The following is a 25407-nucleotide window of genomic DNA, read 5'->3' on the forward strand; positions in this document are numbered from 1 at the left end:
ATCCGCCGACCTTTCCTTTTCAACTATAGCGCTCGAGGCCTATTCCGCCGCGATCGCCGCAGCTTCATCATTGGCCGGGGCCGGCTGGTCCCCACCCGCCAGGTTCCGCAGCACATAGGGCATCACGCCGCCGGCCTTGAAGTAGTCCAGCTCGGTCTGGTTATCGATGCGGCAGCGGACCGGAAAACGGGCCATCTTTCCGTCCGACGGACGGAACAGCTCGACCCAGATGTCCTGACGCGGACGCAGCTTGCCGACGTTGACGTCGGACAGGCCGCGGATCGTCACGATCTCCTCGCCCGTCAGGCCCAGCTTCTGCCAGCCATCCGCCTTGAACTGCAGCGGCACGACGCCCATTCCGACCAGGTTCGACCGGTGGATACGCTCATAGCTTTCGGCCAGGACCGCGCGGACGCCCAGCAGGCGGGTGCCCTTGGCGGCCCAGTCACGCGACGAGCCGGTGCCGTATTCCTTGCCCGCGAAGACGACCAGCGGACGGCCCTCGGACTGGTAGCGCATGGCCGCGTCGTAGATCGACATGGTTTCGCCCGACGGGAAGTGTTTCGTCACCCCGCCCTCGATCTCCGGCGTGATCTTGTTGCGGATGCGGATGTTGGCAAAGGTCCCGCGCATCATGACTTCGTGGTGGCCCCGGCGCGCGCCATAGCTGTTGAAGTCCAGGGCATCGACGCCGCGTCCGGTCAGATAGACCCCGGCAGGCGAGGTCTTCTTGATCGAGCCGGCCGGGCTGATGTGGTCGGTGGTGATGCTGTCGCCGAAGATGGCCAGCACGCGGCCCTCGACGATGTCAGTGACCGGTGCCGGCTCCATCGACAGGCCCTCAAAATACGGGGGGTTGGCGACGTAGGTGGAGGTGTCCTCCCACTCATAAGTCTGGCCGCCCTCAATCTTGATGGCCTGCCAGTGCTTGTCGCCCTTGAAGACGTCCTTGTAGCGCTTGGCGAACATGGCCGGGGTGACCGACTTCTTCTGGATGGCGGCGATCTCTTCCGAGGTCGGCCAGATGTCCTTCAGGAAGACGTCCTTGCCCTTCTTGTCCTGACCGATCGGCTGGGTGGTGATGTCGATGCGCATCGAGCCGGCGATGGCATAGGCCACGACCAGCGGCGGCGAGGCCAGATAGTTGGCCTGGACGTCGGGGTTCACCCGGCCCTCGAAGTTGCGGTTGCCGGAGAGCACCGACGTGGCCACCAAGCCGTTGTCGTTGATCACCTTGGAAATGGCCGGATCCAGAGGACCCGAGTTGCCGATGCAGGTGGTGCAGCCATAGCCGACCAGGTTGAAGCCCAGGGCATCCAGGTCCTTCTGCAGGCCGGCGTCGGTCAGATAGTCGGTGACGACCTGTGAGCCGGGGGCGAGCGAGGTCTTGACCCACGGCTTGGCCTTCAGACCCAGGGCGTTGGCCTTGCGCGCCACCAGACCGGCGGCGATCAGAACCGAGGGGTTGGACGTGTTGGTGCAGGAGGTGATGGCCGCGATGACGACGTCGCCGTCACCCACGTCGAACTTCTGGCCTTCGACGGCATAACGCGGGGCATCGGTGACGCGGTTGAAGACATCGGTCAGGGCGGTCTCGAACGACGGCGCGGCGACGTCCAGAGCGACCTTGTCCTGCGGACGCTTGGGACCGGCCAGCGACGGCACGACGGTGGAGATGTCCAGTTCCAGCACGTCGGTGAAGACGGGGTCTTCCGAGGTCTCGTCGATCCACAGGCCTTGAGCCTTGGCATAGGCCTCGACCAGGGCGACACGCGCCTTGTCGCGGCCCGTGGCGGTCAGATAGTCGATGGTGGCGCGACTGACGGGGAAGAAGCCGCAGGTGGCGCCGTATTCCGGGGCCATGTTGGCGATGGTCGCCTGATCCTCGATCGTCATGCTCGGCAGGGCCGGGCCGAAGAATTCGACGAACTTGCCGACCACGCCCTTCTTGCGCAGCATCTGGGTGACGGTCAGGACCAGATCGGTCGCCGTCGTGCCCTCGGTCATCGCGCCGGTCAGGCGGAAGCCGATGACTTCAGGGATCAGCATCGGGATCGGCTGGCCCAGCATGGCGGCCTCGGCCTCGATGCCGCCCACGCCCCAGCCCAGAACGGCCAGGCCGTTGATCATGGTGGTGTGGCTGTCGGTGCCCACGACCGTGTCGGGATAGGCGACGGTCTTCTTGCCCTCTTCCAGCGTCCAGACGGTCTGGGCCAGGTTCTCCAGGTTCACCTGGTGGCAGATGCCGGTGCCGGGGGGCACGACGCGGAAATTATTGAAGGCCGATGAGCCCCAGCGCAGGAAGTTGTAGCGCTCGATGTTGCGCTCATACTCGCGCTCGACGTTCTGGTTGAAGGCTCCGGCGGTGCCGAAATGGTCGACCATGACCGAGTGGTCGATGACCAGGTCGACAGGGACCAGCGGATTGATCTTGGCGGCATCGGCACCCAGCTTGGCCATCGCGTCACGCATGGCGGCCAGATCGACGACAGCGGGGACGCCGGTGAAGTCCTGCATCAGCACGCGGGCCGGACGGAAGGCGATCTCGTGCTCGACCGAGCCCTTGTTGTCGATCCAGGCGGCCACGGCCTTCAGGTCGGCTTCGGTGACGGAAACGCCGTCCTCGTTGCGCAGAAGGTTCTCGAGGAGCACCTTCATGGAGCGCGGCAGACGGGAAATCCCGGCCAGACCGGCTTCCTCGGCGGCGGGAAGGCTGTAATAGGCGTATTTCTTGCGCCCGACGGAAAGGTCCTGACGGGTCTTGAGGCTGTCGTTCGACGGCATGGAGAGGTTTCCTCTGGTCAACGCCGCCCGACAATCCGGTTGCACGTTCGCGCGATCCACGCAGGGGCACACAGGTCCCCGGCGCGCGCGGCGAACGCCTGCTGCGGCGACGCTGGATATAGCGATGGCAGGCGCTTGCGTCCATGTATCCGCGTTGGGCACAGGGACATTGAGAAATGTTCGCAACTGGAGGGGTGACAGATGATTTCCGTCTCTGCCCTGACCGTATCCCGCGGAGAGCGGATTCTGTTCCGCGACCTGTCCCTTACCGTCGCGCCCGGAGAGGTGCTGGCCCTGACCGGGGCGAACGGGGCGGGCAAGACCAGCCTGTTGCGCGCCATAGCCGGATTCATCCGCCCCGACGCAGGCGAAATAGCCTTCGGGGGCACGGATGTGCACGAAGCACGGCGACAGCATCTGCACTGGCAGGGCCCGCTTGACGGTCTGAAAACGGCCCGCAGCGCGCGTGACGAACTGGCGTTCCAGACCCGGTTCGCCGGTGCAGACCCGGATGGTGTCGCCGCAGCCATTGACCTTCTGGCCCTGACGCCACTGCTGGATCTGGAGGTGCGTCAGTTGTCTGCGGGCCAACGCCGCAGACTGGCCCTGGCTCGTCTGATCGCCGCGCCGCGACCGCTATGGCTGCTCGACGAGCCGTTCAGTCCGCTGGATGCCCGCTGGCGCGCCGTGTTCGGCACCCTGATGCAGGCCCATGTCGACAAGGGTGGGGCCGTCATCGCCGCCGTGCATGACCCCCTGCCTGTGCCGGCCCGTACGCTTGATATCGGAGCCGGGCGGTGAGCGGCCTGTTGATCCTGTTCCGTCGTGAACTGGCACTGGCCTGGTCCGGCGGTGGCGGGCCTCTTCTGGCCTGCGGCTTTTTCCTGTGTCTGACCGTCCTGGTGCCGCTGGCGGCCGGTGGCGATCCGGCAGGCCTGAGACCCGTCGCGGGCAGCATGGCCTGGCTGGCCCTGGCGCTGTCGTCGATCCTGTCGCTGGAGCGACTGTTCGAGCGCGATCTGGAGGACGGTACGCTGGACCTGATCGCGCTGGGGCCCGTCCAGCTGGAACTGGTCGTCATGGCCAAGGCCAAGGCCCAGTGGCTGGCCGTCGGCTGGCCCCTGGCTGTGACCGCGCCCGTTGCCGCCATCACCCTGGGCCTGTCGCCGGCTCTCGCCCCGCTGGTGGGACTATCAGCCCTGATCGGCGGGCTGGGGTTTGCTCTGACCGGAGCCCTGGGCGCGGCCCTGGCGCTTGGGTCGAAGCGCGGCGGCCTGCTGATCGCCGTCGTCGTCTTGCCGCTGTTCATCCCGCCGGTGGTCTTCGGGGCCGGGGCCCTGGAGCGGGCGACCAACGGCCTGTCCCCCATCCCGGCCCTGGCCCTGCTGACTGCCTATGTCCTGTTCGCCGCCGTCATTGCGCCGTTCGCAGGCGCAGCGGCGATCCGGAACGCTCAAGGGTAATCGCGCTCAAGTCGCGAGGGTCCGCGGCCCGAGCGTCAGCGCATCAGGCCTTCTTCACAAACTCCGTCCGCAGCACCAGGCCGCGCACCTTCTCCACATTGGCCTCGATCTCGTCTGTATCGCCGGTCAGGCGGATGTTCTTGACCAGCTGGCCGCGTTTCAGCGTCACCCCGCCCGAGCCCTTGACCTTCAGATCCTTGATCAGGGTCACGCTGTCCCCGTCGGCCAGGATGTTGCCGTTGGAATCCTTGGTCACGTCGTCGGTCATGGTCGTCTCCGCAAATCTGGCGCGACGCTGTAGCACAGGGATGGGGGACGTATAGCGCGGCGGCGCCAAGCCCCTTAAAGGGATGCGGATGTTCGGCCTTGCCAATCCCGACCGGTTCCTGCGCTTCACGCGCCCGCTCACGCCCGTGCTGTGGGTCGGGGCCGGCTTGCTGCTGGCCGTCGGGACCTGGCTGAGTTTCGTCGCGCCCGAGGACTATCAGCAGGGCGATACGGTGCGGATCATGTTCGTGCATGTGCCCGCCGCCTCGGTGGGTCTGGGCATCTATCTGGCGCTGGGGATTTCCAGCTTCTTCGCCCTGGTGTTCCGGCATCCGCTGGCGGATGCGGCAGCGCGGGCGGCGGCCCTGCCGGGCGCGGCCTATACCTTCCTGGCCCTGATTACCGGCAGTCTATGGGGCAAGCCGATGTGGGGGGCCTTCTGGGTCTGGGGCGATGCGCGGCTGATGTCGGAGCTGGTCCTGCTGCTGTTCTACATCGGCTACATGGCGCTGAGGGCGTCGATCGACGACGAGGCCAAGGCGGCACGAGCGGCTGCGGTGCTGGGACTGGTCGGTCTGATCAACCTGCCGATCGTGAAATTCTCCGTCGACTGGTGGAATACCCTGCATCAGCCCGCCAGCCTGCTGCGCGAAGACGGACCGTCGATGGCGGCCTCCATGCTGACGCCGCTGCTGATCATGATGGCGGCGTTCGGGGTCTTCTTCCTGGCCTACTGGATCACCTCCATCCGCACCGAGATCGTGCGTCGCCGGGTGCTGTCGCTGAGCGCCCGCCGCGCCATGGAGGCCGATCATGCCTGATCTGGATATGGGAGCCTACGGAGCCTACGTCTGGCCGTGCTGGGCCATCAGCGCAGTCGTTCTGGCGGCCCTGGCCATGCGGGCGCTGACGGCCTCGCGCCGCTGGAAGAGCGCCCTGAAGCGGCTGGAGGACGACAAGTCATGAACCGTTGGCTGGCCCTCATTCCCCTGGCGCTGCTGGTCGGTCTGGTCGTCTTCGCGGCCCTGAAACTGGGCGATGTCGCCTCGCGCTCGCTGACCCAGGGCCAGACCCAGGGCAACGAGTATCGTCCATCAGCGCTTGTCGGTCAGCCGATCCCCCAGACCGTCCTGCCGATCCTGACCGGCACCGAGCCGGGTCCGGGCCAAGTCGATCTGAAGACCGCCGGCGTCGGCAAGCCGATGCTGGTCAATGTCTTCGCCAGCTGGTGTGCGCCCTGCCGCGTCGAACACCCCCGGCTTCTGGCATTGCGCGAACAGGGTGTGGCCGTCGTCGGCGTGGCGTGGAAGGACGATCCCGTCGCCACCCGCGCCTTTCTGAACGAACTGGGCGACCCCTACTCCATCGTCCTGGTCGACCGGGAAGGCCGGGCCGGGCTGGATCTGGGCATAACGGGTGCGCCGGAAACCTTTGCCGTCGACGCCATGGGCAAGGTGGTCGCCAAATTCTCCGGTCCCCTGGTGAGCGACGCCGAGGTCGAGCGCCTGGTCCAGGCCATGCAGGCCCCGGCCCGGCCCCTGCCGACGGCCACGCCGCGCCCGCCGGAATAGGCCGTTAACCCTCTCCACACCGTTTTCGTTAACCTTGTCGGCATGAGCGCGATTCGGCCCGACCTGCCCTCCACCCTGTTCCCGACGGCCCCGCAGCCGGCGGCCCAGGCGGCGCGCTCATCCGACTTCTTCCGCGCCGCGCTGGCCGGGATTTCGCCGACGCCGGTGACGAAGACGGAGGTCGCCGTTCGGCCCTCGATCACGACGGCTTCGCGGTCCGACAGCACAGTCTCAACCGGCGAGCGCGACCTGCGCCCGGGCTCCCTGGTCGACATCCGGGTCTGACTTCACGCGAAAATGAGCGGCGCATCCGCGCGCGCCGTGTTTATGGTCGCGCCATGCGTAACCGGGGCTGGATCATACCCGCGGCGGCCCTCGGGCTCGCCCTCGTCGCGGCGACCTCGACCGCCCAGCCCACGGCTGTGCGCGATGTCCGCCATCAGGTCCCCGGGCCCAGCGATCCTGTCGTGGTCGAGCTGTTCACCGCCCAGGGCTGCGGCGTCTGTGCCGAGGCCAACACACGCCTGGAGGCGGTCGCCGACGAGCCGGGCGTGATCGCCCTGACCTATGCCGTCGACTACTGGGACTATCTGGGCTGGCAGGACACCTTTGCCCGTCCGGAGTTTGCCCAGCGCCAGCGGGATTATCGTCGTCCCTTGCGCGTGCGCGATGTCTCGACGCCGCAGATCGTCATCAACGGCCGCCGTGAGGTCGTGCTGGCCCAGCCGCCTGCGCTTCAAGTGGCCATAGACGATGAAGCGACGCGCCCGGCCAACCCTCCCGAGATCGAATTCCGCGAAACGGGCGACCGCGTCGGTATAGGGTCCGGCACGTCGCCAGACGGCGGGGCAGAGGTTGTGGCCGTGCGCTACAAGCCGGGAGCCCAGACCGTCGTGGTGTCGTCTGGTGAGAATCGCGGCCGGCGCCTGCGGCACACCAATGTCGTCGTCGGGGTCGAGACCCTGGGTGACTGGAGCGGACGACCGGTTCTGTATTCCCTGCCCGACCATATGGCTGCGGGAGAAGCCGTCGCTGTCCTGATCCAGGCCAAGACCAGTCGCCAGATCCTGGCCGGCGCTGTCCTGGCCCCGCGCTGACGTCCCGCCTGAATTATCAGCTTTCGTCAGTGGCGCAGACCGAGCACCTTCATCGACCATGAAAGCTCGGCAGCTGAGAGCCCGAAGAGGCAAAGGCGACGTGATGAGATCGACGGTCTATATTTCAGCAATGGCTGTGCTCGCCATAATGGCGGTGCCGTCTGCGCAGGCCATCTCGCCGCCGCAACCCTACGCCCAGGATCCTCCCGTAGCGAACGAGACGCCGGAATCGCGCGCCGTCTCAAGGACCCTGATCGTGGCCCATCTGGTCGACTGGGCCCGCGCGAACAGGGATTCCGGTGCGCTGCTGACGGCGGCTCGCATGCTGGATGAGGTGCCGATGCGGACCGGGCTCGACGGTGACGTGGGCCTTACACCCGTCCTGACGCCTCAAGGCCTGCGTCAGGAGGCAGCCGCCTTGGGTCAGGGCCAGACCGTTGTCGAAGATGTCGTGGTGACCGGTTCGCGCGTCAGACGTCCGCCGCCCGCCAGCGCCGAGACGGCAGCACCGCCGCCAGCGCCAAGACCACCGCCTCCTCCGCCGCCCGCTCTGGCCCCTGCCCCCGCAGTACCGATGCCGGCGGCACCACCCGCCCCCATGGTGGGCGTCATGACCTCGCCTTTCGGCGTGGGGCCCATCTCGACCGTCAAGCGACTGAACTCGCGCGAGCGCTGGAGCTTCAGTATCGACGCGCGCGGAGCCCAGCTTCTCAGGGTTGCGGCCATAGGCGACGGAGACACCAACATCGACCTGGTCGTGCGGGATGACCGGGGACAGGTCCTCTGCGCCGACGGTCTGGACGATCACTATCCCAGTTGCACCCTGTCGCCGGCGACGGCGGCCCGCCTGAGGATCGACATCGTCAATCGCGGCGACGTCTGGACCAAGGTTCAGATCCTGAGCAACTAGGCTCCGGCTTTCTTCGCAAACGCAAGCGCACCGCCTGCGAGCATCGGGACCTGGGCGGCCATGGCCCTGGCATGCGAAGATGCGGCGGTGCCGTCCCGCACCCGCCCGGCGATGCCCTGACAGATGGCGGCCAACCGGAACAAATTATAGGCAAACAGCCAGTCCAGATTGGCGGGGACCTCTCCCCCCGTCTGGCGCGCATAGCGTTCGACGGTTTGGGCCACGGAGGGGATGCCCAGGGCCTCGATGTCCGTCCCGGCCAGCCCGTTTTTCTGATCCGCCGGAATGACCCAGGCGATCAGCAGATAGGAGAAGTCGGCCATCGGGTCGCCTAGCGTGGACAGTTCCCAGTCCAGCACGGCCCGCACCTGGGGCGCATCGGGGGCCATGATCAGATTATCGAGACGGAAGTCGCCGTGCACGATCCGTGTCGGCCCCTGGGGCGGCAGGGTTGCGGGCAGGAATTCGATCAGCCGGTCCATCGCCGCGTTCGGTTCGATCTCGGACGCACGATACTGTTTGGTCCAGCGTCCGACCTGCCGCTCAAAATAGTTTCCGGGACGGCCGTAATCGCCCAAGCCGATGGCGGCGGGATCGAAGGCATGCAGGGCCGCCAAGGCGTCGATCTGGGTGTCGTAGATGGCCCGGCGGTCCGCCGGGGTCATGCCGGGCAGTTTGAGGTCCCAAAGGACGCGGCCCTCGACCTTGTCCATCACGTAGAACATCGAGCCGATGACGCCATCGTCCGTACACAGAGTATAGGGCCGAGCGACGGGGTAGCCCTGCGCGTGCAGGGCCGAGATGACCGTGAACTCGCGATCCACGGCATGGGCGGAGGGCAGCAGGGTGCCCGGCGGCTTGCGGCGCAGCACATAGGTGTGGCCGGGTGTGGTCAGCTCATAGGTCGGATTGGACTGGCCACCCTTGAACTGACGCACCGTCAGCGGCCCGGCATAGCCCTCCACATTCTGGGTCAGCCAGCGCTCGAGCGCCGGTTCGTCCAGACGATAGCGCGGATCGACGTCGCGCGTGCCGGAGAAGGCGGCTTGCGCGTCGGTGTTGATGTCGCCGTTATCGGCCGGGTCAGTGTCGATCTGGGTCATGCGTCATCCGGGTTTGCGGCGATGATGGCCGCACGCACCGCCCCGCGCCAGCCCCTCAGTAGACTTTCACGTCTGGACTGATCCATGCGCGGCGTCCAGACCGCCGGAGCCTCCACGGGATGGTCCTCCAGGTCGTCGATCAGACCGACGCCCAGCGCCGCCAGCTTGGCGGCCCCCAGGGCCGTCATCTCCTGAAAGGCAGGGCGCTCGACGGTGATGTCGCAGATGTCGGCGACGAACTGCATGGCAAAAGCATTGGCGGTGACCCCGCCATCGACCTTCAGAACTTTCAGCCTGGGTGCCCCGTCGCGGGCCAGGGCGTCCAGCAGATCGCGCGTCTGATAGGCCAGACTCTCCAGCGCAGCCCGGACCATATGCGCCGGTCCCGAATCGCGGGTCAGGCCAACGATCGTGCCCCGCGCGTTCGGCTCCCACCACGGTGCCCCCAGACCCGTGAAGCCCGGCACCAGATAGACGCCGCCATTGTCGGCCAGGCTCTGCGCCATGGCCTCGGACTGGCGCGATGCGGAGATGACCTTCAGCCCGTCGCGCAGCCACTGGATCGCCGATCCGGCGGAGAAGATCGACCCTTCCAGCGCATAGGCGACCTGGCCCTTCGCCTCGTATCCCAGCGTGCCCAGCAGGCGGCTGGTCGAGGCGACGGGTTCTGTGCCGACATTGGCGACCAGAAAGGCCCCGGTGCCATAGGTGATCTTGGCATCGCCCGCCTTCAGCGCCCCATGCGCCACCAGCGCCGCCTGCTGATCGCCCGCCGCGCCGTGAATGGGCAGGGCAGTCCCGAACAACGACGCCTCGCAATCCCCCAGATGATCCGTACAGCCGCGTATCTCCGGCAAGGCCGAAAGGGGCACATGGAACAGCTCGGCCAGATCAGGCCGCCATTGGCGGGTTCTCAGGTCCATCAGTGAGGTGCGGCTGGCATTGGTCGCGTCGGTGACGTGGCTGTTGCCTCCTGTCAGCTTCCAGATCAGCCAGCTCTCGATCGTGCCCAGCTTCACCTCGCCGCGCTGCGCCCGCTCGCGCGCGCCAGGCACCGCATCCAGCAGCCAGGCGAATTTGGGCGCGGAGAAATAGGGATCGAGGATCAGGCCGGTCGCGTCCTGAACCATGGACTCATGCCCGGCCGCGGCCAGACGCGCGGTGACATCGGCGGTGCGCCGGTCTTGCCAGACGATGGCGCGGTGCAGAGGCTCTGATGTTCGGGCATCCCACAGAACCGCCGTCTCACGCTGGTTGGTGATCCCGATGGCGGCGAAGCGCGCGACGCCGCCCGCCTTGCCGATCACCTCGCGGCAGGTCTGCAGCGTGGCCGACCAGATCTCGGCCGCGTCATGCTCGACCCATCCGGACTTGGGGAAATGCTGCTGCAGTTCGATCTGGCTGACCGCTACCGGTCGAAGCCCGCCTCCTGTTGCCACTTCGAAGGCGATGGCGCGCGACGAGGTCGTGCCCTGGTCAATGGCGAGGATCAGACTTCTCATAGTCACACCTTACGCAAACCCGTGCAGGCAAGGTAAGAGGGCCCATGCACACCGCCTCCTTCGAGGGCGTCCGCGACGCCGCCCGTCAGATCGCCGGACACGCCGTCCGCACGCCCCTGATCGAAAGCCCCGCGCTGAACGAACGTCTGGGCGGGCGTGTGCTGATGAAGGCGGAAAACCTTCAGGTGGCGGGGGCCTTCAAGTTCCGGGGGGCGTGGAACCGGATCAGCCGGCTGACGTCTGAAGAACTGGCACGCGGTGTCGTCGCCTATTCGTCCGGCAATCATGCCCAGGCCGTGGCTGCCGCCGCCCGTCGCATGGGCACCCACGCGATCATCGTCATGCCCGCCGACAGCCCCAGGGTGAAGGTCGAGGGCGTCATCGCCTTCGGTGGCGAGGTGCGGATGTACGACCGCTATACCGAGAGCCGGGAGGCCATCGGCGAGGAGATCGCGGCCACGAAGGGCAGCGTCCTGGTCCGCCCCTTCGACGACCCCTTCATCATCGAGGGCCAGGGCACGACGGGACTGGAGATCGTCGAGCAGTCGCGTGAGCAGGGTGTCGAGCGGATCGATCAGCTGCTGTGCGGGGCGTCGGGCGGCGGGCTGATCGCGGGGATCAATCTGTCGATGGCGGCCCTGTCGCCGGATACGCCGGTGATCGGGGTAGAACCGCAGGCCTATAACGACACCCTGCTATCGCTCGCCGCAGGCGAGCGGCTGACCCATGCGCCGGTGTCGCACCCCTCCATCTGCGATGCCCTGATGACCGATCGGCCGGGCGAGCTGACGTTTCCGATCAACCGGCGACTGCAGCGGGTCGTCACTGTTTCGGACGCCGAGGTGGCCGAGGCCGTGGCCTACGCATTCCGAACCCTGAAGCAAGTGGTCGAACCGGGTGGCGCGGTGTCCCTTGCCGCCCTGTTGTCGGGTCATGTCGAAGCAGCGGGGCGAACCACGGTTCTCGTTCTGTCAGGCGGCAATGTCGATCCGGGCCTGTTCTCCGACATCATCGAGGGCCGGTTCGTCGCCCATTGATTGCGCCGCGCTTCCCGGTCAGTCTGCTCTCGAAACCCACGTGAGGACCACCATGCCCAAGCCCAGCGAACTGCAGTCCCTGATCGGCACCGAAGTCGGCGTCTCCAGCTGGATCGAGATCGACCAGGCCCGCATCGACGCCTTCGCCGAGGTCACCAACGATCATCAGTTCATCCATGTGAATCCCGAACTGGCCAAACAGACCCCGTTCGGAACTACCATTGCGCATGGGTTCCTGACGCTCAGCCTGGCGTCCGGCATGTCCTATGAGGCCGTCGCCCCGCTGGAAGGCGTGGTCATGGGCGTCAACTACGGCTTCGACAAGCTGCGTTTTCTGGCACCCGTGCCGGTCAATTCGAAGGTGCGCGGCCGTTTCAAACTGCTGTCCGCCGAGGACAAGGGCGGCGGGCGCTGGCTGATCAAGCACGAGCTGACGGTCGAGATCGAGGGCGGAGACAAGCCCGCCCTGATCGCCGAATGGTTGGGCATGCAGATGGTCGGCGGCTGAAGCTCAGCCCAGCGCGCTGATGGTGGCCTCGATTCGATCCAGGGCTGCGTCACGCTCCGACGGGTCCCCGAAAACAGGCGAGGGCACTGCGGCGACGGCCGGTGCGAACCGGGACGCGGCCCGACGGTAGGCCGGGTCGTAGTGTATCTCCAGCAGACCATCGACCAGGGACAGAAGGTCGCCCGCGCTGGCCAGGGTGCGCCACGCGGCGATTTGGGCCCGTCCATGACGCCAGGGCAGGCGTGACAGGGTCTGGTCCAGGGCCGCAGGATCGGCGGCGACGCTGGCGTAGCTGTCCAGGCTGAATCGGGCGCGAGCCTCCCGCGAGGCGACCAGTTCGATGCGCGGCGCAATCTTCATCGCGGCCCACAGACGCGGCGGCAGGGTCAGGGCACCAATCCGGCTGGATTCGGACTCGACCACGATCGGGCGAGCGGGATCGAGCCGCTCCAGGGCTTCCAGCAAATGGCTTTCGAACAGGCGCTGGCGCGGTTGGGGCTGGTCGGAAGCGCCGAACAGGGACCCACGGTGATGGGCCAGACCTTCCAAATCCAGAACCTGTACGCCGCGCTCGGCCAGCAGGCCCAGGACAGCGGTCTTTCCGCTGCCGGTCGGACCATCCAGCAGGATACAGCGGAAATCCGGACCGTGTGGTGCTGGATCGTAGAGGCGAGACAGAACCCGTCGCCGCCAGGTCTGGTAACCACCCTCAAGCCGCGTCACGGGCCAGCCGACCTGGCTCATCACCGTGGCCATGGACCCCGACCGTTGTCCGCCACGCCAGCAATAGACAAGGGGCCTGAACCCACCCGTCCGTTCGGCCAGCGGACCTTCCAGATGGGCCGCGATATTGCGTGCGACCATGGCGGCACCCTGCCGTCGCGCCAGGAATTTGGAGGTCTGGACGTAGATCGTGCCGATCTCGGCCCGCTGGGCATCGTCGAGAACCGGCAGGTTGATCGCGCCGGGCAGGTGATCTTCCGCGAACTCGGCGGGGCTACGCACGTCGATGATCGCGTCATAGGTCACGCGGGCCTCGGGGCTCAGATCGATCGTCGACCCCGCCATGCGGTCAGGCCCTGACGATGACGGAGGGCCGGCCGACCGCAGGCACCACGCGCCCGATCTCGGTTGCCATGGCGAACCCGTCCTGCACCGCCATGTCCAGAACCCGCCCGGCATCCGCCTCGGCCACGGCGATCAGCAGGCCGCCGCTGGTCTGGGGGTCTGTCAGCCGATCGCGCCAGTCTGCCACCGCATCGGCGGGCAGGCGGACATCCTGCTGATAACTGGTCCAGTTGCGGCCCGACGCGCCAGTGACGCGCCCGGCACGGATCAGATCATGCGCGGCGTCCAGCACCGGGAGCCGTCCGGTTTCTATCTCCAGATCGACGTCCCCGCCCCGCGCCATCTCCAGGGCATGCCCCAGCAGGCCAAAGCCGGTAACGTCCGTCACCGCATGCACACCGTCGATATCGGGCAGCCGAGCGCCGACGGTATTGAGCTGCGTCGTCGAGGCGACCAGCGCCTGATAGCCGGTCGCTGAAAGCTCATCGCGCTTGAATGCAGCGCTGAGCACACCCACGCCCAGACCCTTGGTCAGGATCAACCTGTCTCCCGGCCGGGCCCCTCGATTGGTCAGGACACGGCGCGGATCGACCAGACCCATGGCCACCAGCCCATAGATGGGTTCGACGGAATCGATCGAATGCCCACCCGCAACCGGTATGCCGGCCCGCGAACAGACCTCGGCCCCGCCAGCCAGTATCTGACCGATGGTCGCATCGGACAGGACGTTGATCGGCATGCCCAGAATGGCCAGGGCCATGATCGGCCTGGCCCCCATGGCATAGACGTCCGACAGGGCGTTGGTCGCCGCGATCTGGCCGAAGACGAAGGGGTCGTCGACCATGGGCATGAAGAAGTCGGTGGTGGCGACCACCGCCTGATCCTCACTGATCTTCCAGACCGCCGCGTCGTCGGAGGTTTCGGTCCCGACCAGCAGCGACGGAAAGGCCGAGGCGGCGGGCATCTGCGACAGGATGGACCGCAACCGCTCCGGTGACATCTTGCATCCGCACCCGCCGCCGTGAGCGAGGGAAGTCAGGCGGGGCTCGGTAGCGGGTTCGGACGTCATGGCACCTTGATAGCCCAAACCCGGTCCGGCATCATCCCATGCTTGAGCCTAGCTCAGCCCGCGACGACAACCAGCTTGCGGTTGACGAACTCCTTGATGCCCAGATCGCCCAGTTCGCGGCCGTAGCCGGACCGTTTGACGCCGCCGAACGGCAGTTCAGGCATGGAGGTGGTCGGGGTGTTGATGAAGACCATGCCGGTCTCGATCCGCGAGGCGAGCTTGCGCGCCCGGTCGGTGTCGCCCGAGAAGATCGAGCCGCCCAGGCCGTAGGGGGAATCGTTGGCCAGGGCGACGACGGCATCGTCGTCTTCGACGATGTAGAGCTGGGCTACGGGTCCGAAGAACTCCTGATGGAAGGCCGGATTGCCAGAGGTGATCCCGGTCAGGATGGTGGGTTCAAAGAAGAAGCCCTTGCGGTCCGCCCTCTTGCCACCGGTCAACGGCTCGGCACCGTGCTCCACAGCGGCATCGACCTGTTTGGCCAGACCCTCCAGCGCGTCCTCGGACGACAGTGGGCCCAGCGTCGTGGACGGATCCATCGGGTCGCCCATGACGGCGGATTGCATGCCTTCGGTGAAGGCGGCGGTGAAGGCGTCTGCGACCTTCTTCTGGACGATGAACCGCTTGGCCCCCGTGCAGACCTGACCGGCATTGGACAGGCGCGCCTCGGCCCCGGCCTGGGCGGCGGCCGCAACATCGGCGTCGTCCAGCACCACGAAGACGTCGCTGCCGCCCAACTCCAGTGTGGATTTCTTGAGCATCTCCGACGCCCGCGCTGCGACCTTTGAGCCTGCGCCTTCCGACCCGGTCAGGGCGACACCCTGGATGCGGTCGTCACCGATAAGGTCGGACACCTGTTCCGACGAGATGTAGAGCGTTGCCACCATGCCATCGGGCGCACCCGCATCTCGCACCAGCGTCTCGAACATGGCCGCACAGCCCGGGACGATCCCCGCGTGCTTGAACAGAACCGGATTGCCCACGGCGATGGCCGGAGCGATCACGCGGATCAGCTGATAAATCGGGAAGTTCCAGGGCTCGACCGCCAGAAGCACGCCGACCGGATGATTCTGGACCCAGGCTTCGCCCAACTGGCTCTCATAGGCCTGGGGCTTCAGGAGCTCGGTGGCGTTCTCGGCATAGTATTGCGCGATCCCGGCGCACAGTTCGATCTCCTGCGCGCCCTGGGTAATCGGCTTGCCCATTTCCTCGGCCATCTTGGCGGCGAGGTCGTCGCTGCGCTCCGTCAGCAGCTCCGCCATCCGCGACAGGACTTTCAGACGCGACGCGATATCGCCCTGGCACCAGTCGGATTTGAAGATGTCGTCCGCTTTGGACAGAGCCGCCTCAACCTGGTCGTCCGTATGCGGATCGTACGTCTTGACGACGGTTTCGGTGTAGGGGTTCAGGGTGCGGTAGGCCATGATGCGTCCGATCGGCGAGGTGACGGGTCACAGCCAAACGCCGCCCGCCCCCTCCCGTTGCCGCGACCAGACGCCACGTGCCTTCTGAACTTCAGTCAAAGGTTTCGGCGTAGAGCCCGGAAAGGCTCTTAGGACGCCAGGCCTGGGTCGCCACCGCGGCGGCCAGCCCCGCCAGTGCTCCAGGGAACCCAAGCATCACGATCAGGACTATTGAGCGTGTCATAGCCTCTGTTGTCTGAAACATCACAGAGTTTGACCCCGACAGAATGGCGAGCAAGACGCCCTCGAGCACGCTCATCGCGGTGCCGATTGCCACTGCCTGAGTTATCCAGCTTGTTCGCCGCCTCCAGAGCCTCGATGTGATAGCACCGGCGATCCCGGCAATCAGCGACGGCAGGATCGTCAGCACCGTCCCCGCCAGAAACATGCCTGCCAGTGCGAATCGGGCGGGGTTGTCAGGCCAGATCAGGTGATCAATGACAACGACCAGCGGGAAGGTCAGCCCGCCCGCGATCGGTCCGACGACCAGAAACGTCGCCGCCAAGCCTATCCGGCGGCCGATCTGGCGGTTCGGTCGCGACATGGCCCTAGGCCTCGCCGAGGCACCGCAGGGCGACTTCGAGGTTGCGCAGGCCGTCCTCGCCGGTCACCGCCGGCGTCTCTCCGGTGCGGATGGCATGGGCGAAGGCTTCCAGTTCCTTCTTCAGCGGCTCGCTGGGCCAGCTCATGACGCCGCGCGTCGAATAGCTGCCGTCGGGCTGCTGCCCGAAATATTCGGTGACCTGACGGGTCATCAGATCGGCGACCACGAATTTGTTCTGGGTGGCGACCTGCAGGGTGCGGGTCTTGTAGGGCGTGACCCAGTTGGTGGTGATGTGGGCGATCACGCCATTCTCCAGCCGGAACTGCAGCAGGGCCGTGTCCTCGCGGTCCGCCTTGGTGCGGGCCAGCTGCGGCTGGATCTCGACGATCTCGCTGTCGGTCAGGTGGCGGATGATGTCGATGTCGTGCACCGCCAGATCGATGACCACCCCGACCTCGCCCATGCGCGGCGGGAAGGGGCCCACGCGGGTGATCTGGATGGAGATGACCTTTTCGTCCGCGATGGCGCGCTTGACGGCATCGACCGCCGGGTTGAACCGCTCGACCTGACCGACCATCAGGACGCGGTCATTGGCCTTGGCCGCATCGATCAGCCGCTGGGCATCGGCCACGGTGGCGGCGATCGGCTTTTCGACCAGCACATGCACGCCGCGTTCCAGCAAGGCCACGCCCAGATCGGCATGGGTGCGGTTGGGGGTCGAGACCACCGCCGCCTCCAGCCCGGCCTCGACAAAGGCCTGAACCGTCGTGACCGGCGTCGCGCCGTACAGTTCGGCGACGCCCTGGGCGGTCACTTCATCGGCGTCGAAGATGTGCGTGAGGTCGAAGTCGCGGATGTCGCCCAGCACGCGGGCATGGTTGCGGCCCATGACGCCGACGCCGGCGACGCCGACCTTGAGGGGGGTCTGGTTCTGGTTCATGCGATCAACTCTTGAAGGACGCGACGGCGTCGATGATGCGGCCTTGCGTCGGCGCGTCGAGGTCCGAGTGCATGGGCAGGCTGATGACCCGATCCTTCAGCCGTTCCGTCACCGGCAGGCTGCCCTCGCCCGCCGAGAAGCGCGCATAGGCGGGCTGCAGATGCATGGGGACGGGATAATAGACGGCGGTGGGCACGCCCTGATCCTTCAGATGCGCGGCCAGGCCGTCGCGGTTCTCATGCTCGATCGTATACTGGGCCCAGATGGAGACACCGCCATCGATGACCTGCGGCACGCTGGCGACATGGGGGGCCAGGCCGGTGTTGTAACGGTCGGCGGCGGCGTTACGCCATTCAATCTCCTGGCTGAAGACCTTCAGCTTCTCGATCAGGACGGCGGCCTGGATGGTGTCGAGGCGGCTGTTCATGCCGATGCGCATGGCCAGGTATTTGGGGTCGTGGGCGAACTCGGCGGCACCCGCCTTCATGTCCTTGGCGACGACCTTGCCGTGGACGCGCAGGGAATCCATCTCCTGGGCCAGGTCCTCGTCGTCGGTCAGCACCGCCCCGCCGTCGCCGTAACAGCCCAGCGGCTTGGCCGGAAAGAAGCTGGTGGTCGTCACATCCGCCCATTTGATCGGATGCTCGCCATGCAGGGTGCCGCCAAAGCCTTGCGCCGAATCCGAGATCAGCTTCAGGCCGTATTTGTCGCAGATGGCGCGGATGGCGGGGTAGTCAGCGGGCTGGCCGAAAAGGTCGACCGCGATCACGACCCGGGGCCGGAGGCGACCTTCCTTCAGCGTCGCCTCGATCATGGCCTCCAGATGGGCCGGGTCCATGTTGAACGTCTGTGCATCCACATCGACGAACACCGGCGCCGCCCCCAGCCAGGGCACGACCTCGGCGGTCGCGGTGAAGGTGAAGCTGGGACAGAAGACGGCGTCGCCCGTGCGGATGCCCCAAGCGATCAGCGGCAGGATCAGGGCGTCGGTCCCGTTGGCGCAGCCCAGAGCGTGTTTCGCCTGTCCGAACGCAGTCAGATCGGCCTCGAACTGACGCACCTGTGGGCCCATGACCCAGGCTCCGCCGAGGACCGCCTCCTGGATGGCGGCTTCGATCTTTCCGCCGAGGCGAAGGCGCTGGGCCTGAAGGTCGATGAAGGGGATGGTCATGCGGAATAAGCTCCGAAGGCGGCCGGACGCAAAGGCCGGCGAGTAACGCCGCCAGCTTGCGGCGCGTCGGGAGGCTGGTCACTAGCAAAAAGCGTTCGGTCCCGCCAAATCGCAGCTGGTCACTTCGGGTGACGGCTTGCAACGAGCCACAGGCCGCCGCTTGCCAGCCCGGCCCGGCATCTCGTAATCCGGGCGCATGACCCCAGGCCGCCCCGCCGCCTTTCTCGACCGTGACGGCGTGCTGATCGAGGACGTCGGCTATCCGCATCGGCCAGACCAGCTGCGCCTGATGCCCGGCGCAGCGACCGCCGTGCGACGGCTGAATGCGGCGGGCTTCGTCTGCGTCATCGTGACCAATCAGTCGGGCGTCGCGCGCGGCCTGTTCGATCTGGAGCAGATGCAGGCCTTCAATGATCTTGTTGTGCAGACCCTGGCCGAGGACGGGGCGCACATCGACGCCGTCTATGCCTGCCCCTTTCATGCACAGGGTTCCGTCGAAGCCTTCATCCATCCTGACCATCCGGACCGAAAGCCCAACCCCGGCATGATCCTGAGGGCCGTAGCCGAGCATGGGCTGGATCCCGACCGCTCGCTCATGATCGGTGACCAGCCGTCGGACATGGAAGCGGCCCAGCGTGCCGGCGTGCTGGGCTTCCGTTTTGTCGGCGGCGATCTGGACCGTTTCGTCGCCGACCTGCTGGGCGACTGAAACACCTGTTCGTGCAGCCGATCGGACGCATGGGATTTCTCCCCGCGATGAATTACTGTGCCGAACGCACACGGAGCCTGCCATGCCTTCCAACTTCGTCGAACGCCGCTGGAAAAGCGCCGACGGCCTCGATCTGTCGGCCCGTGACTATGCCGCCGTGGCCGGTCAGGCCAGGCTGCCGGTCATCGCCATCCACGGCCTGACGCGCAATGCGGCGGACTTTGAAGTCATCGCGCCGCAGATCGCCCTGGCCGGACGCCGCGTCCTGGCCGTCGACGTCCGCGGCCGGGGGCGTTCCGATCGCGCGACTGACCCCATGACCTATCAGCCCGCGACCTATGCCCAGGACGTGCTGGCCCTGATGTCGGCGCTAGGCATCGAACGGGCGGTCTTCATTGGCACCTCCATGGGTGGGCTGATCACCATGGCCATCGCAGCGATCCGCTCAAAGGTTGTCGCCGGGGCGATCCTGAATGATATAGGGCCGGAAGTCTCGCCTGTGGGACTGGCTCGCATCGCCAGCTACGCCGGGCAGGCGGTCGAAATTCATAGCTGGGCCGATGCCGCCGCCCATGCCAGGCGGCTGAACGACGTCGCCTTCCCGCACTATACCGACGCGGACTGGGAGGCCTTCGCCCGCCGCACCTTCCGCATCGGCACCGAAGGCACGCCGGTTCCCGACTATGACCCCGACATTGCCGTGCCGATCCGGGCGGCCGGAGCCAAGGCCCTGGTCCCTAATCTGTGGCCGATGTTCGGACGACTGACGCGCGGACGGCAGGTGCTGCTGATCCGGGGCGAAACCTCCGACCTGCTCAGCCCGGAAATTGTCGCCAAAATGCGCAAGCGGGCACCGAAGATGGACTATGTCGAAGTCCCTGGCGTGGGACATGCACCCATGCTAGATGAGCCGGCAGTGAAAGAAGCGCTGTTCCCGTTCCTGAGCGAGCTTCCCTGACCTAGTCCGGCACGTTGGCGTCCAACTCGTCCAGCCAGACGCGGGCCGTGGCGTCGGACGGGGCTCGCCAGTCGCCGCGCGGGGACAGAGAGCCGCCGGTGACGACCTTGGGTCCGTTGGGCAGGGCGGACCGTTTGAACTGGCTGGTCTGGAAGAAGCGGATCAGGAATTTGCGCAGCCAGCCCTTGATGGTGGCCAGATCGTATTCGACCTTTTCGTCGTCCGGAGTGTTCGCGGGCCAGTGTCCCGTCGCGGCATCCTTCCACGCCTGATGCGCTAGATACGCCACCTTGGACGGCTTCAGGCCGAAGCGGGTGATGTAGAATAGGAAGAAGTCGTTGAGCGCATAGGGGCCGACGGTCGCCTCCGTCGACTGGATTTGGCCGTCCTTGGCCGGGACCAGTTCGGGCGAAATCTCGGTGTCCAGAATGGCCTGCAGCACCTCGCCCGCTGCGCCTTCGTGCTCGCGCGCCGCGACCCAGCGGATCAGGTGCCGGATCAGGGTCTTCGCCACGCCGCCATTGACGTTGTAGTGGCTCATGTGGTCGCCGACGCCATAGGTGGCCCAGCCCAGAGCCAGTTCCGACAGGTCGCCCGTGCCCAGCACCAGGCCGCCGTGCTGATTGGCCAGACGGAACAGATAGTCGGTGCGCAGACCGGCCTGCACATTCTCGAAGGTGATGTCGTGGACCGGCTGGCCCGCGGCATAGGGGTGGCCGATGTCCTTCAGCATCCGCTCGGCGGCGGGGCGGATATCGATTTCGGCACCCGTGATGCCCAGCGCCTTCATCAGCGCCCAGGCGTTGGACTTGGTGCCCTCCGACGTCGCGAAGCCGGGCATGGTGAAGCCCAGAATGCCCGTGCGCGGCAGGCCCATCCGGTCGAAGGCGCGGCAGGCGACCAGCAGGGCCTGGGTCGAATCCAGACCGCCCGACACCCCGATGATCAGGGTCTTCGAACCTGTCGCCTTCAGCCGGCGCATCAGGCCCTGGACCTGGATGTTGAAGGCCTCGAAACAGTCCTGATCCAGACGCGCCGGGTCGTCGGGCACGAAGGGGAAGCGATCCAGAGGGCGAATCAGATCGGCTACGCCTTCGCGCCCGCTCGTCTCGAATGGCACGACGGTGGCGGGCTCGCCTTCCAGTCGCGCACAGTCTGCGAAGGTGCCGTTACGCAGGCGGTCCAGGCCGATGCGCTCGACGTCGATGTCGGCCGTCGTCAGATGGTTCTCAAGCGCGAACCGCTCACCCTCGGCCAGTTTCGCGCCCAGCTCATGGATCGTCGCCTGCCCGTCCCAGGCCAGGTCGGTCGTGCTTTCGCCCCAGCCGGAGGCGGTGAAGACATAGGCGCATTGGGCCCGCATAGACTGGCTGGCGCACAGCACGGCCCGTTCGTCCGCCTTGCCGATCACAATGTTGGAGGCCGACAGGTTCAGCAGGATGCGTGCCCCGGCCAGCGCCGCCCGCGTCGAGGGCGGCTGGGGGGCCCAGAAGTCCTCGCAGATTTCGGCGGCGAAGACGAAGCCGGGCCGGTCGACCGCCTCGAAGATCAGGCCGGGGGCGAAATCGACCGTTTCGCCGTTCAGCAGGACCGTGTCTTCGGATCGGCTGGCGGCCGGGGCGAACCAGCGTTTCTCGTAGTATTCCCGATAGTTGGGCAGATAGGTCTTGGGCACGACACCCAGTACCGAGCCCGAGCCCAGCACGACGGCGCAGTTGAACAGGGCGTCGCCACTTCGCACCGGTGCTCCGATCACGGCGACCAAACAGGCCTCGTCCGCCGCCTCGGCCAGGACGGCGATCTGGCGTTCGACCTCGGCTAGCAGGGCGTCCTGCATCAGCAGGTCGTCGATGGCATAGCCGCTGAGGCTCAGTTCGGGAAAGACGATCAGGTCCACGCCCTGTTCGCCCGCCTGCTGGATCAGGGCCACGTGTTCCTCGGCATTGGCCACGGGATCGGCGGTGTGCACCACCGGCGTGGCGGCGGCGACGCGGACGAAGCCGTGGGTGCGGGCGGAGTGGAAGGCGTGGGGCAAGGGCGGCATCCTGAGCGTGCCTCAGTCTAACGCCCCGTCCCGACACCGTCATCCTCTGACTTGGCTTCAGGCACCGCAGGCGGATTGAGCAGATGACGCGCCGGTCCCACCCCGCTAAACCCGCTGGATGAACGATACGCCGAAAAAGGGCTGGCTCTCGCGCCTGAGCGAGGGGCTGAGCCGCTCCTCCAAGCAGATGACCGATCAGGTCGTCGCCTCCTTCGTGAAGGAGCCGCTGTCCGAGACCGCTCTGGAACAGCTCGAGGAGCATCTGCTGGAGAGCGATCTGGGTCCTGCCGCGACCGACCGGATCGTCGAGCGGTTCCGGGACTTACGCTTCGGCAAGGGGGCCGACGAGCGCGAGGTCAAGGAGGCCTTGGCCGAGGCTGTGGCGGCCGAACTGATCAACCACCAGGCCCGCTATGAGCCGCTGGGCGGGCCCAGGCCCTTCGTGACCCTGTTCGTCGGGGTCAACGGCTCTGGCAAGACGACGACCCTGGGCAAGATCGCCTCGGACCTGACCGGTCAGGGGGCCAGGGTCATGATTGTAGCCTGCGACACCTTCCGGGCCGCGGCGCGCGAACAGCTGAAGGTCTGGGCCGAGCGGGCGGGCGCGACCTTCGAGAGCCGCCGGGACGGGGCCGATCCCGCCGGCCTGGCCTTCGACGCCTACACCAAGGCCAAGGCCGAGGGGTATGACGTGGTCCTGATCGACACCGCCGGGCGGTTGCAGAACAAGTCCGCCCTGATGGACGAACTGCTGAAGATCGTGCGCGTCATCAAGAAGATCGACCCGGAGGCTCCGCACGAGACCCTGCTGGTGCTGGACGCCACGGTCGGGCGCAATGCGCTGGAGCAGGAGAAGATCTTCGGGCGGACGGCCTATGTCTCCGGCGTGGTCATGACCAAGCTGGACGGCACGGCGCGCGGCGGCGTCCTGGTGCCCGTGGCCCAGGCGTCGGATGCGCCCATCAAGCTGATCGGCGTCGGCGAGGGCGTCGATGACCTGCAACCCTTCGACGCCCGGGCCTTTTCAAGGTCGCTGGTGGGACTGGAAGATTGAGCCGCATGACCGAGACCGACACCGCGCCCGAACTGGATCCGACCCCGCCCCAGGGCGAGAAGAACTCCGGCCTGCGTCAGGCGGTGGATTTCGGCGGCCTGCTGGCGTTCGGCCTGGCCTTTCTGGTGCTGCGTCTGCGCGGGATGAGCGGGGACGAGGCCCTGGTCAATGCGACCTGGGCCCTGGTGGCGGGCTCGGCCGTGGCGGTGGTGGTCGGGCTGGTGGTCGAGAAGCGACTGGCGCTGATGCCACTGCTGGTCGGCGGGTTCGCCCTGGTGTTCGGCCTGCTGACGCTGCTGACCGGCGACGGCCTGTGGGTCAAGATCAAGGTCACGGCGCTGAACGGCGGCCTGGCCGTGGCCCTGCTGGGTGGCTACCTGCTGCACAAACAGCCGCTGAAGGCGCTGCTGGGGACCGTCATTCCGATCAACGATCGGGCCTGGCGGACCCTGACCCTGCGATACGGCCTGTATTTCCTGACCGTGGCGATCGTCAACGAGGCGGTGCGCAGCGAGGCGCTGGTCGCCATAGTCGCGCCGCGCATCGGCCTGGGTCATCTGGACCCGGCGGATGTCTGGGTCAGTTTCCGGGGCGTGCTGTGGATCGCATCGTCCGTATTCGGCCTGTCACAGATCCCGCTGATCATGGGCAATCTGACCGCGGCAGATAAACCCGTCGATCCGATGGCTCCGGCCGAACCCGACACCGGACCGTAAGAATCTTCGTCCGTCGTCAAACCGTAAAACGCGGCTGCTAAGCCTTCCGGCAACCGCAGGGGATACGGTTTCATGGTCAAGTCCGGCAACAAGTCCAAACGCGGTGGCCTCTCGGCCTCGCCCAGTCATCTGATGCACCGTGTGCTGCAACTGGCGCTGGACATCTATTCCGAGGAAGCCGGTGCCGACGGCCTGACACAGCGCCAGTTCGCGGTGCTGGAGGCCGTGTCGCAGAAGTCGGGCCTGACCCAGACCGATCTGGTTCGCGCCACAGGCATCGACCGCTCGACCCTGGCGGACCTGGTGTCGCGCATGACGGTGAAGGGCCTGCTGGACCGCGAGAAGTCCAGCATCGACGCCCGCGCCAAGGCCGTGCGCCTGTCGCCCAAGGGGCAGGAGGCGCTGGACGCTGCCCGCCCGCGCGTCGAGGCCGCCGACAAACGCATCATGGCCCTGCTGCCCAAGGGCAAGCGCGACGGCTTCCTGGGATTGCTGGCTGAGCTGGCCGGAGAGGCCGACGCCGCCCCAGACAAGGCCAAGGCCGAGGCCCGCGCCGCCAAGAAGGCCGCCCGCGAAGCCAGGAAGGCCGAGAAACTGGCCCGCAAGGGCGAGAAGCCGGCCAAGGCGGACAAGCCCGCCAAGGCCAAGAAGGCCAAGGCCGCCCTCGCCGCCTGACCCGTCCCCGCCGGGTCCAGTGTCTCCATTGCGTTTTCGAGGCGAGACACGGACGTCCTGAACCTGTCGCCTGTGCGCATGATCGCGTGCGACCTGGGGGCGGTCGGGAGCGGAGCTGAAACTGTCAAAGACCGGAAAGCCTGTCAGGGCGGCCTTCAGGGACCGCGCATGACGCAGTTTACCACGGGCTCGGCGCATGCTGAGGAAACTGGCGAAGGCCGGAGCCGGCAAAGGTCCGGAAGGGCGCATCAGGGGTCGAGAAGGGCGGCAGTATCTGTCTCCACAATGACCTGTTTTTGCGGGCCTAACGCGGGCTCAGACGACGGATGGCCAAGGCGATGAAGGCCATCACCAGACCGCAGCCGACGCTGGCCAGGCTTTCGATACGGCTGGGGGCCGTGACCTCGAGGCCGACAGGGCTTCCGACATAGGCGAGCGCCGCCTGGGTCGTCATCTCTCCGTAAAGCCCACCCAGGACGCCGAACAGGACGGCCGCACCGGCACCGATCCAGAGGAGCGGTCCCACACGGGTCAGGGCACCGATGATGCCCCCCAGACCGCCGCCGACGGCCAGGATGATGCAGAGCTGCATGACGATGCTGCTGCCCAGGAACAGGTCCCAGGGATAGATCCCGCCCAGTTCGAACCGCGCCAGCAGCCAGGCGATGACAGCCACCACGGCCAGCAAAAGGCTGCCAACGACGATCAGCGCGATATTCGATTTCATGCGATGGCCCCCTCAGACACGGCTGCG

At 66.7% G+C, this 25407-nt stretch carries 27 protein-coding genes; 15 read left to right on the top strand and 12 right to left on the bottom strand.

The genetic code is table 11. The features are described from left to right. Nucleotides 1-39: 39 nt before the first annotated feature. Nucleotides 40-2784, bottom strand: coding sequence for an aconitate hydratase AcnA (acnA, locus tag WC585_RS05195; protein ID WP_373256497.1), 2745 nt, complete (start codon nucleotides 2782-2784; stop codon nucleotides 40-42). Between the two features lie 201 nt (nucleotides 2785-2985). Here acnA and ccmA point away from each other — a divergent pair, with 201 nt between their 5' ends. Continuing rightward, entirely contained in the window at nucleotides 2986-3585 is a 600-nt protein-coding gene (gene ccmA / locus WC585_RS05200) for a heme ABC exporter ATP-binding protein CcmA (protein ID WP_373256499.1), read from the top strand. Beyond that, a complete protein-coding gene (gene ccmB / locus WC585_RS05205; RefSeq protein ID WP_373256500.1) occupies nucleotides 3582-4247 on the top strand; it encodes a heme exporter protein CcmB in 666 nt (221 codons plus the stop codon). Before ccmA ends, ccmB begins: the two co-directional genes overlap by 4 nt. A gap of 43 nt (nucleotides 4248-4290) precedes the next feature. Here ccmB and WC585_RS05210 read toward each other — a convergent pair whose 3' ends face one another. Then, on the bottom strand, nucleotides 4291-4515 hold the full coding sequence (locus tag WC585_RS05210) for an alkylphosphonate utilization protein (protein ID WP_373256501.1): 225 nt from the start codon (nucleotides 4513-4515) through the stop codon (nucleotides 4291-4293). Between the two features lie 88 nt (nucleotides 4516-4603). On the opposite strand from WC585_RS05210, the gene ccmC reads away from it, so the two are divergent. From ccmC to WC585_RS05240, 6 genes are all read left to right on the top strand, one after another. After that, nucleotides 4604-5335: a heme ABC transporter permease CcmC gene (gene ccmC / locus WC585_RS05215; protein ID WP_373256502.1), complete on the top strand. Its 732-nt coding sequence runs from the start codon at nucleotides 4604-4606 to the stop codon at nucleotides 5333-5335. Next, the gene (gene ccmD, locus WC585_RS05220) at nucleotides 5328-5480 is read left to right on the top strand and encodes a heme exporter protein CcmD (RefSeq protein ID WP_373256504.1); all 153 of its coding nucleotides are present in this window, start codon (nucleotides 5328-5330) and stop codon (nucleotides 5478-5480) included. The genes ccmC and ccmD overlap by 8 nt, the downstream gene beginning before the upstream one ends. Further along, a complete protein-coding gene (locus WC585_RS05225) occupies nucleotides 5477-6085 on the top strand; it encodes a DsbE family thiol:disulfide interchange protein (protein WP_373256505.1) in 609 nt (202 codons plus the stop codon). Before ccmD ends, WC585_RS05225 begins: the two co-directional genes overlap by 4 nt. Nucleotides 6086-6127: 42 nt before the next feature. Further along, entirely contained in the window at nucleotides 6128-6370 is a 243-nt protein-coding gene (locus WC585_RS05230) for a hypothetical protein (protein ID WP_373256506.1), read from the top strand. Nucleotides 6371-6423: 53 nt separating this feature from the next. Beyond that, nucleotides 6424-7182, top strand: coding sequence for a DUF1223 domain-containing protein (locus WC585_RS05235; RefSeq protein WP_373256507.1), 759 nt, complete (start codon nucleotides 6424-6426; stop codon nucleotides 7180-7182). Nucleotides 7183-7285: 103 nt separating this feature from the next. Next, nucleotides 7286-8092, top strand: coding sequence for a hypothetical protein (locus WC585_RS05240; RefSeq protein ID WP_373256508.1), 807 nt, complete (start codon nucleotides 7286-7288; stop codon nucleotides 8090-8092). Here the strand turns inward: WC585_RS05240 and WC585_RS05245 are convergent. Beyond that, complete coding sequence (locus WC585_RS05245; RefSeq protein WP_373256509.1) at nucleotides 8089-9195, bottom strand: phosphotransferase family protein; 1107 nt, start codon at nucleotides 9193-9195, stop codon at nucleotides 8089-8091. The two genes, WC585_RS05240 and WC585_RS05245, sit on opposite strands and share 4 nt — an antisense overlap. After that, nucleotides 9192-10697, bottom strand: a complete 1506-nt coding sequence (gene glpK, locus WC585_RS05250) for a glycerol kinase GlpK (RefSeq protein ID WP_373256510.1) — start codon at nucleotides 10695-10697, stop codon at nucleotides 9192-9194. The genes WC585_RS05245 and glpK overlap by 4 nt, the downstream gene beginning before the upstream one ends. 44 nt (nucleotides 10698-10741) lie before the next feature. Here glpK and WC585_RS05255 point away from each other — a divergent pair, with 44 nt between their 5' ends. Further along, nucleotides 10742-11734, top strand: coding sequence for a threonine/serine dehydratase (locus WC585_RS05255; RefSeq protein ID WP_373256511.1), 993 nt, complete (start codon nucleotides 10742-10744; stop codon nucleotides 11732-11734). Nucleotides 11735-11786: 52 nt separating this feature from the next. Continuing rightward, nucleotides 11787-12242: a MaoC family dehydratase gene (locus WC585_RS05260; protein ID WP_373256512.1), complete on the top strand. Its 456-nt coding sequence runs from the start codon at nucleotides 11787-11789 to the stop codon at nucleotides 12240-12242. Between the two features lie 3 nt (nucleotides 12243-12245). Here the strand turns inward: WC585_RS05260 and mnmH are convergent, their stop codons facing one another. The 6 genes from mnmH to WC585_RS05290 all read right to left on the bottom strand — a co-directional run bounded on the left by mnmH (nucleotide 12246) and on the right by WC585_RS05290 (nucleotide 18497). Then, the gene (gene mnmH, locus WC585_RS05265) at nucleotides 12246-13310 is read right to left on the bottom strand and encodes a tRNA 2-selenouridine(34) synthase MnmH (RefSeq protein ID WP_373256513.1); all 1065 of its coding nucleotides are present in this window, start codon (nucleotides 13308-13310) and stop codon (nucleotides 12246-12248) included. 4 nt (nucleotides 13311-13314) lie between these two features. Next, nucleotides 13315-14379: a selenide, water dikinase SelD gene (selD, locus tag WC585_RS05270; RefSeq protein WP_373256514.1), complete on the bottom strand. Its 1065-nt coding sequence runs from the start codon at nucleotides 14377-14379 to the stop codon at nucleotides 13315-13317. 53 nt (nucleotides 14380-14432) lie between these two features. Further along, nucleotides 14433-15803, bottom strand: coding sequence for an NAD-dependent succinate-semialdehyde dehydrogenase (locus tag WC585_RS05275; RefSeq protein ID WP_373256515.1), 1371 nt, complete (start codon nucleotides 15801-15803; stop codon nucleotides 14433-14435). Nucleotides 15804-15894: 91 nt separating this feature from the next. Next, nucleotides 15895-16386, bottom strand: a complete 492-nt coding sequence (locus WC585_RS05280) for a hypothetical protein (RefSeq protein WP_373256516.1) — start codon at nucleotides 16384-16386, stop codon at nucleotides 15895-15897. A gap of 4 nt (nucleotides 16387-16390) precedes the next feature. Further along, nucleotides 16391-17326, bottom strand: a complete 936-nt coding sequence (locus tag WC585_RS05285; protein ID WP_373256517.1) for a Gfo/Idh/MocA family protein — start codon at nucleotides 17324-17326, stop codon at nucleotides 16391-16393. A gap of 4 nt (nucleotides 17327-17330) precedes the next feature. Beyond that, nucleotides 17331-18497, bottom strand: coding sequence for a DegT/DnrJ/EryC1/StrS family aminotransferase (locus tag WC585_RS05290; RefSeq protein WP_373256518.1), 1167 nt, complete (start codon nucleotides 18495-18497; stop codon nucleotides 17331-17333). Nucleotides 18498-18693: 196 nt separating this feature from the next. Here WC585_RS05290 and WC585_RS05295 point away from each other — a divergent pair, with 196 nt between their 5' ends. Further along, complete coding sequence (locus tag WC585_RS05295) at nucleotides 18694-19206, top strand: D-glycero-alpha-D-manno-heptose-1,7-bisphosphate 7-phosphatase (protein WP_373256519.1); 513 nt, start codon at nucleotides 18694-18696, stop codon at nucleotides 19204-19206. A gap of 82 nt (nucleotides 19207-19288) precedes the next feature. Then, nucleotides 19289-20164, top strand: a complete 876-nt coding sequence (locus WC585_RS05300; RefSeq protein ID WP_373256520.1) for an alpha/beta fold hydrolase — start codon at nucleotides 19289-19291, stop codon at nucleotides 20162-20164. A 1-nt stretch (nucleotide 20165) separates the two neighbouring features. Here WC585_RS05300 and WC585_RS05305 read toward each other — a convergent pair whose 3' ends face one another. After that, nucleotides 20166-22208 carry an NAD(+) synthase gene (locus WC585_RS05305; RefSeq protein ID WP_373256521.1) on the bottom strand — a complete coding sequence of 681 codons (2043 nt, stop codon included), beginning with the start codon at nucleotides 22206-22208 and terminating at the stop codon, nucleotides 20166-20168. A 118-nt stretch (nucleotides 22209-22326) separates the two neighbouring features. Here WC585_RS05305 and ftsY point away from each other — a divergent pair, with 118 nt between their 5' ends. From ftsY to WC585_RS05320, 3 genes are all read left to right on the top strand, one after another. Beyond that, on the top strand, nucleotides 22327-23262 hold the full coding sequence (ftsY, locus tag WC585_RS05310; protein WP_373256522.1) for a signal recognition particle-docking protein FtsY: 936 nt from the start codon (nucleotides 22327-22329) through the stop codon (nucleotides 23260-23262). 5 nt (nucleotides 23263-23267) lie between these two features. Beyond that, nucleotides 23268-23978, top strand: a complete 711-nt coding sequence (locus WC585_RS05315) for a septation protein IspZ (RefSeq protein WP_373256523.1) — start codon at nucleotides 23268-23270, stop codon at nucleotides 23976-23978. 72 nt (nucleotides 23979-24050) lie between these two features. Then, nucleotides 24051-24653 (top strand): MarR family winged helix-turn-helix transcriptional regulator, encoded by a 603-nt coding sequence (locus tag WC585_RS05320; protein WP_373256524.1) that lies wholly within the window; start codon nucleotides 24051-24053, stop codon nucleotides 24651-24653. A gap of 304 nt (nucleotides 24654-24957) precedes the next feature. Here the strand turns inward: WC585_RS05320 and WC585_RS05325 are convergent, their stop codons facing one another. Beyond that, nucleotides 24958-25380 carry a hypothetical protein gene (locus tag WC585_RS05325; protein ID WP_373256525.1) on the bottom strand — a complete coding sequence of 141 codons (423 nt, stop codon included), beginning with the start codon at nucleotides 25378-25380 and terminating at the stop codon, nucleotides 24958-24960. Nucleotides 25381-25407: the final 27 nt, after the last annotated feature.

It is taken from the genome of Brevundimonas sp. (genome assembly GCF_041648055.1).
GTDB lineage: Bacteria > Pseudomonadota > Alphaproteobacteria > Caulobacterales > Caulobacteraceae > Brevundimonas.

Coding starts and splice junctions, on each gene's coding strand:
- ftsY (WP_373256522.1), top strand. CDS start 22,327: ATGAACGATACGCCGAAAAAGGGCTGGCTCTCGCGCCTGAGCGAGGGG.
- WC585_RS05300 (WP_373256520.1), top strand. CDS start 19,289: ATGCCTTCCAACTTCGTCGAACGCCGCTGGAAAAGCGCCGACGGCCTC.
- glpK (WP_373256510.1), bottom strand. CDS start 10,697: ATGAGAAGTCTGATCCTCGCCATTGACCAGGGCACGACCTCGTCGCGC.
- WC585_RS05290 (WP_373256518.1), bottom strand. CDS start 18,497: ATGACCATCCCCTTCATCGACCTTCAGGCCCAGCGCCTTCGCCTCGGC.
- selD (WP_373256514.1), bottom strand. CDS start 14,379: ATGACGTCCGAACCCGCTACCGAGCCCCGCCTGACTTCCCTCGCTCAC.
- ccmA (WP_373256499.1), top strand. CDS start 2,986: ATGATTTCCGTCTCTGCCCTGACCGTATCCCGCGGAGAGCGGATTCTG.
- WC585_RS05230 (WP_373256506.1), top strand. CDS start 6,128: ATGAGCGCGATTCGGCCCGACCTGCCCTCCACCCTGTTCCCGACGGCC.
- WC585_RS05210 (WP_373256501.1), bottom strand. CDS start 4,515: ATGACCGACGACGTGACCAAGGATTCCAACGGCAACATCCTGGCCGAC.
- WC585_RS05305 (WP_373256521.1), bottom strand. CDS start 22,208: ATGCCGCCCTTGCCCCACGCCTTCCACTCCGCCCGCACCCACGGCTTC.
- WC585_RS05225 (WP_373256505.1), top strand. CDS start 5,477: ATGAACCGTTGGCTGGCCCTCATTCCCCTGGCGCTGCTGGTCGGTCTG.
- WC585_RS05315 (WP_373256523.1), top strand. CDS start 23,268: ATGACCGAGACCGACACCGCGCCCGAACTGGATCCGACCCCGCCCCAG.
- WC585_RS05255 (WP_373256511.1), top strand. CDS start 10,742: ATGCACACCGCCTCCTTCGAGGGCGTCCGCGACGCCGCCCGTCAGATC.
- WC585_RS05295 (WP_373256519.1), top strand. CDS start 18,694: ATGACCCCAGGCCGCCCCGCCGCCTTTCTCGACCGTGACGGCGTGCTG.
- WC585_RS05320 (WP_373256524.1), top strand. CDS start 24,051: ATGGTCAAGTCCGGCAACAAGTCCAAACGCGGTGGCCTCTCGGCCTCG.
- WC585_RS05275 (WP_373256515.1), bottom strand. CDS start 15,803: ATGGCCTACCGCACCCTGAACCCCTACACCGAAACCGTCGTCAAGACG.
- acnA (WP_373256497.1), bottom strand. CDS start 2,784: ATGCCGTCGAACGACAGCCTCAAGACCCGTCAGGACCTTTCCGTCGGG.
- WC585_RS05245 (WP_373256509.1), bottom strand. CDS start 9,195: ATGACCCAGATCGACACTGACCCGGCCGATAACGGCGACATCAACACC.
- WC585_RS05235 (WP_373256507.1), top strand. CDS start 6,424: ATGCGTAACCGGGGCTGGATCATACCCGCGGCGGCCCTCGGGCTCGCC.
- WC585_RS05280 (WP_373256516.1), bottom strand. CDS start 16,386: ATGTCGCGACCGAACCGCCAGATCGGCCGCCGGATAGGCTTGGCGGCG.
- WC585_RS05260 (WP_373256512.1), top strand. CDS start 11,787: ATGCCCAAGCCCAGCGAACTGCAGTCCCTGATCGGCACCGAAGTCGGC.
- ccmC (WP_373256502.1), top strand. CDS start 4,604: ATGTTCGGCCTTGCCAATCCCGACCGGTTCCTGCGCTTCACGCGCCCG.
- mnmH (WP_373256513.1), bottom strand. CDS start 13,310: ATGGCGGGGTCGACGATCGATCTGAGCCCCGAGGCCCGCGTGACCTAT.
- WC585_RS05240 (WP_373256508.1), top strand. CDS start 7,286: ATGAGATCGACGGTCTATATTTCAGCAATGGCTGTGCTCGCCATAATG.
- ccmD (WP_373256504.1), top strand. CDS start 5,328: ATGCCTGATCTGGATATGGGAGCCTACGGAGCCTACGTCTGGCCGTGC.
- WC585_RS05325 (WP_373256525.1), bottom strand. CDS start 25,380: ATGAAATCGAATATCGCGCTGATCGTCGTTGGCAGCCTTTTGCTGGCC.
- WC585_RS05285 (WP_373256517.1), bottom strand. CDS start 17,326: ATGAACCAGAACCAGACCCCCCTCAAGGTCGGCGTCGCCGGCGTCGGC.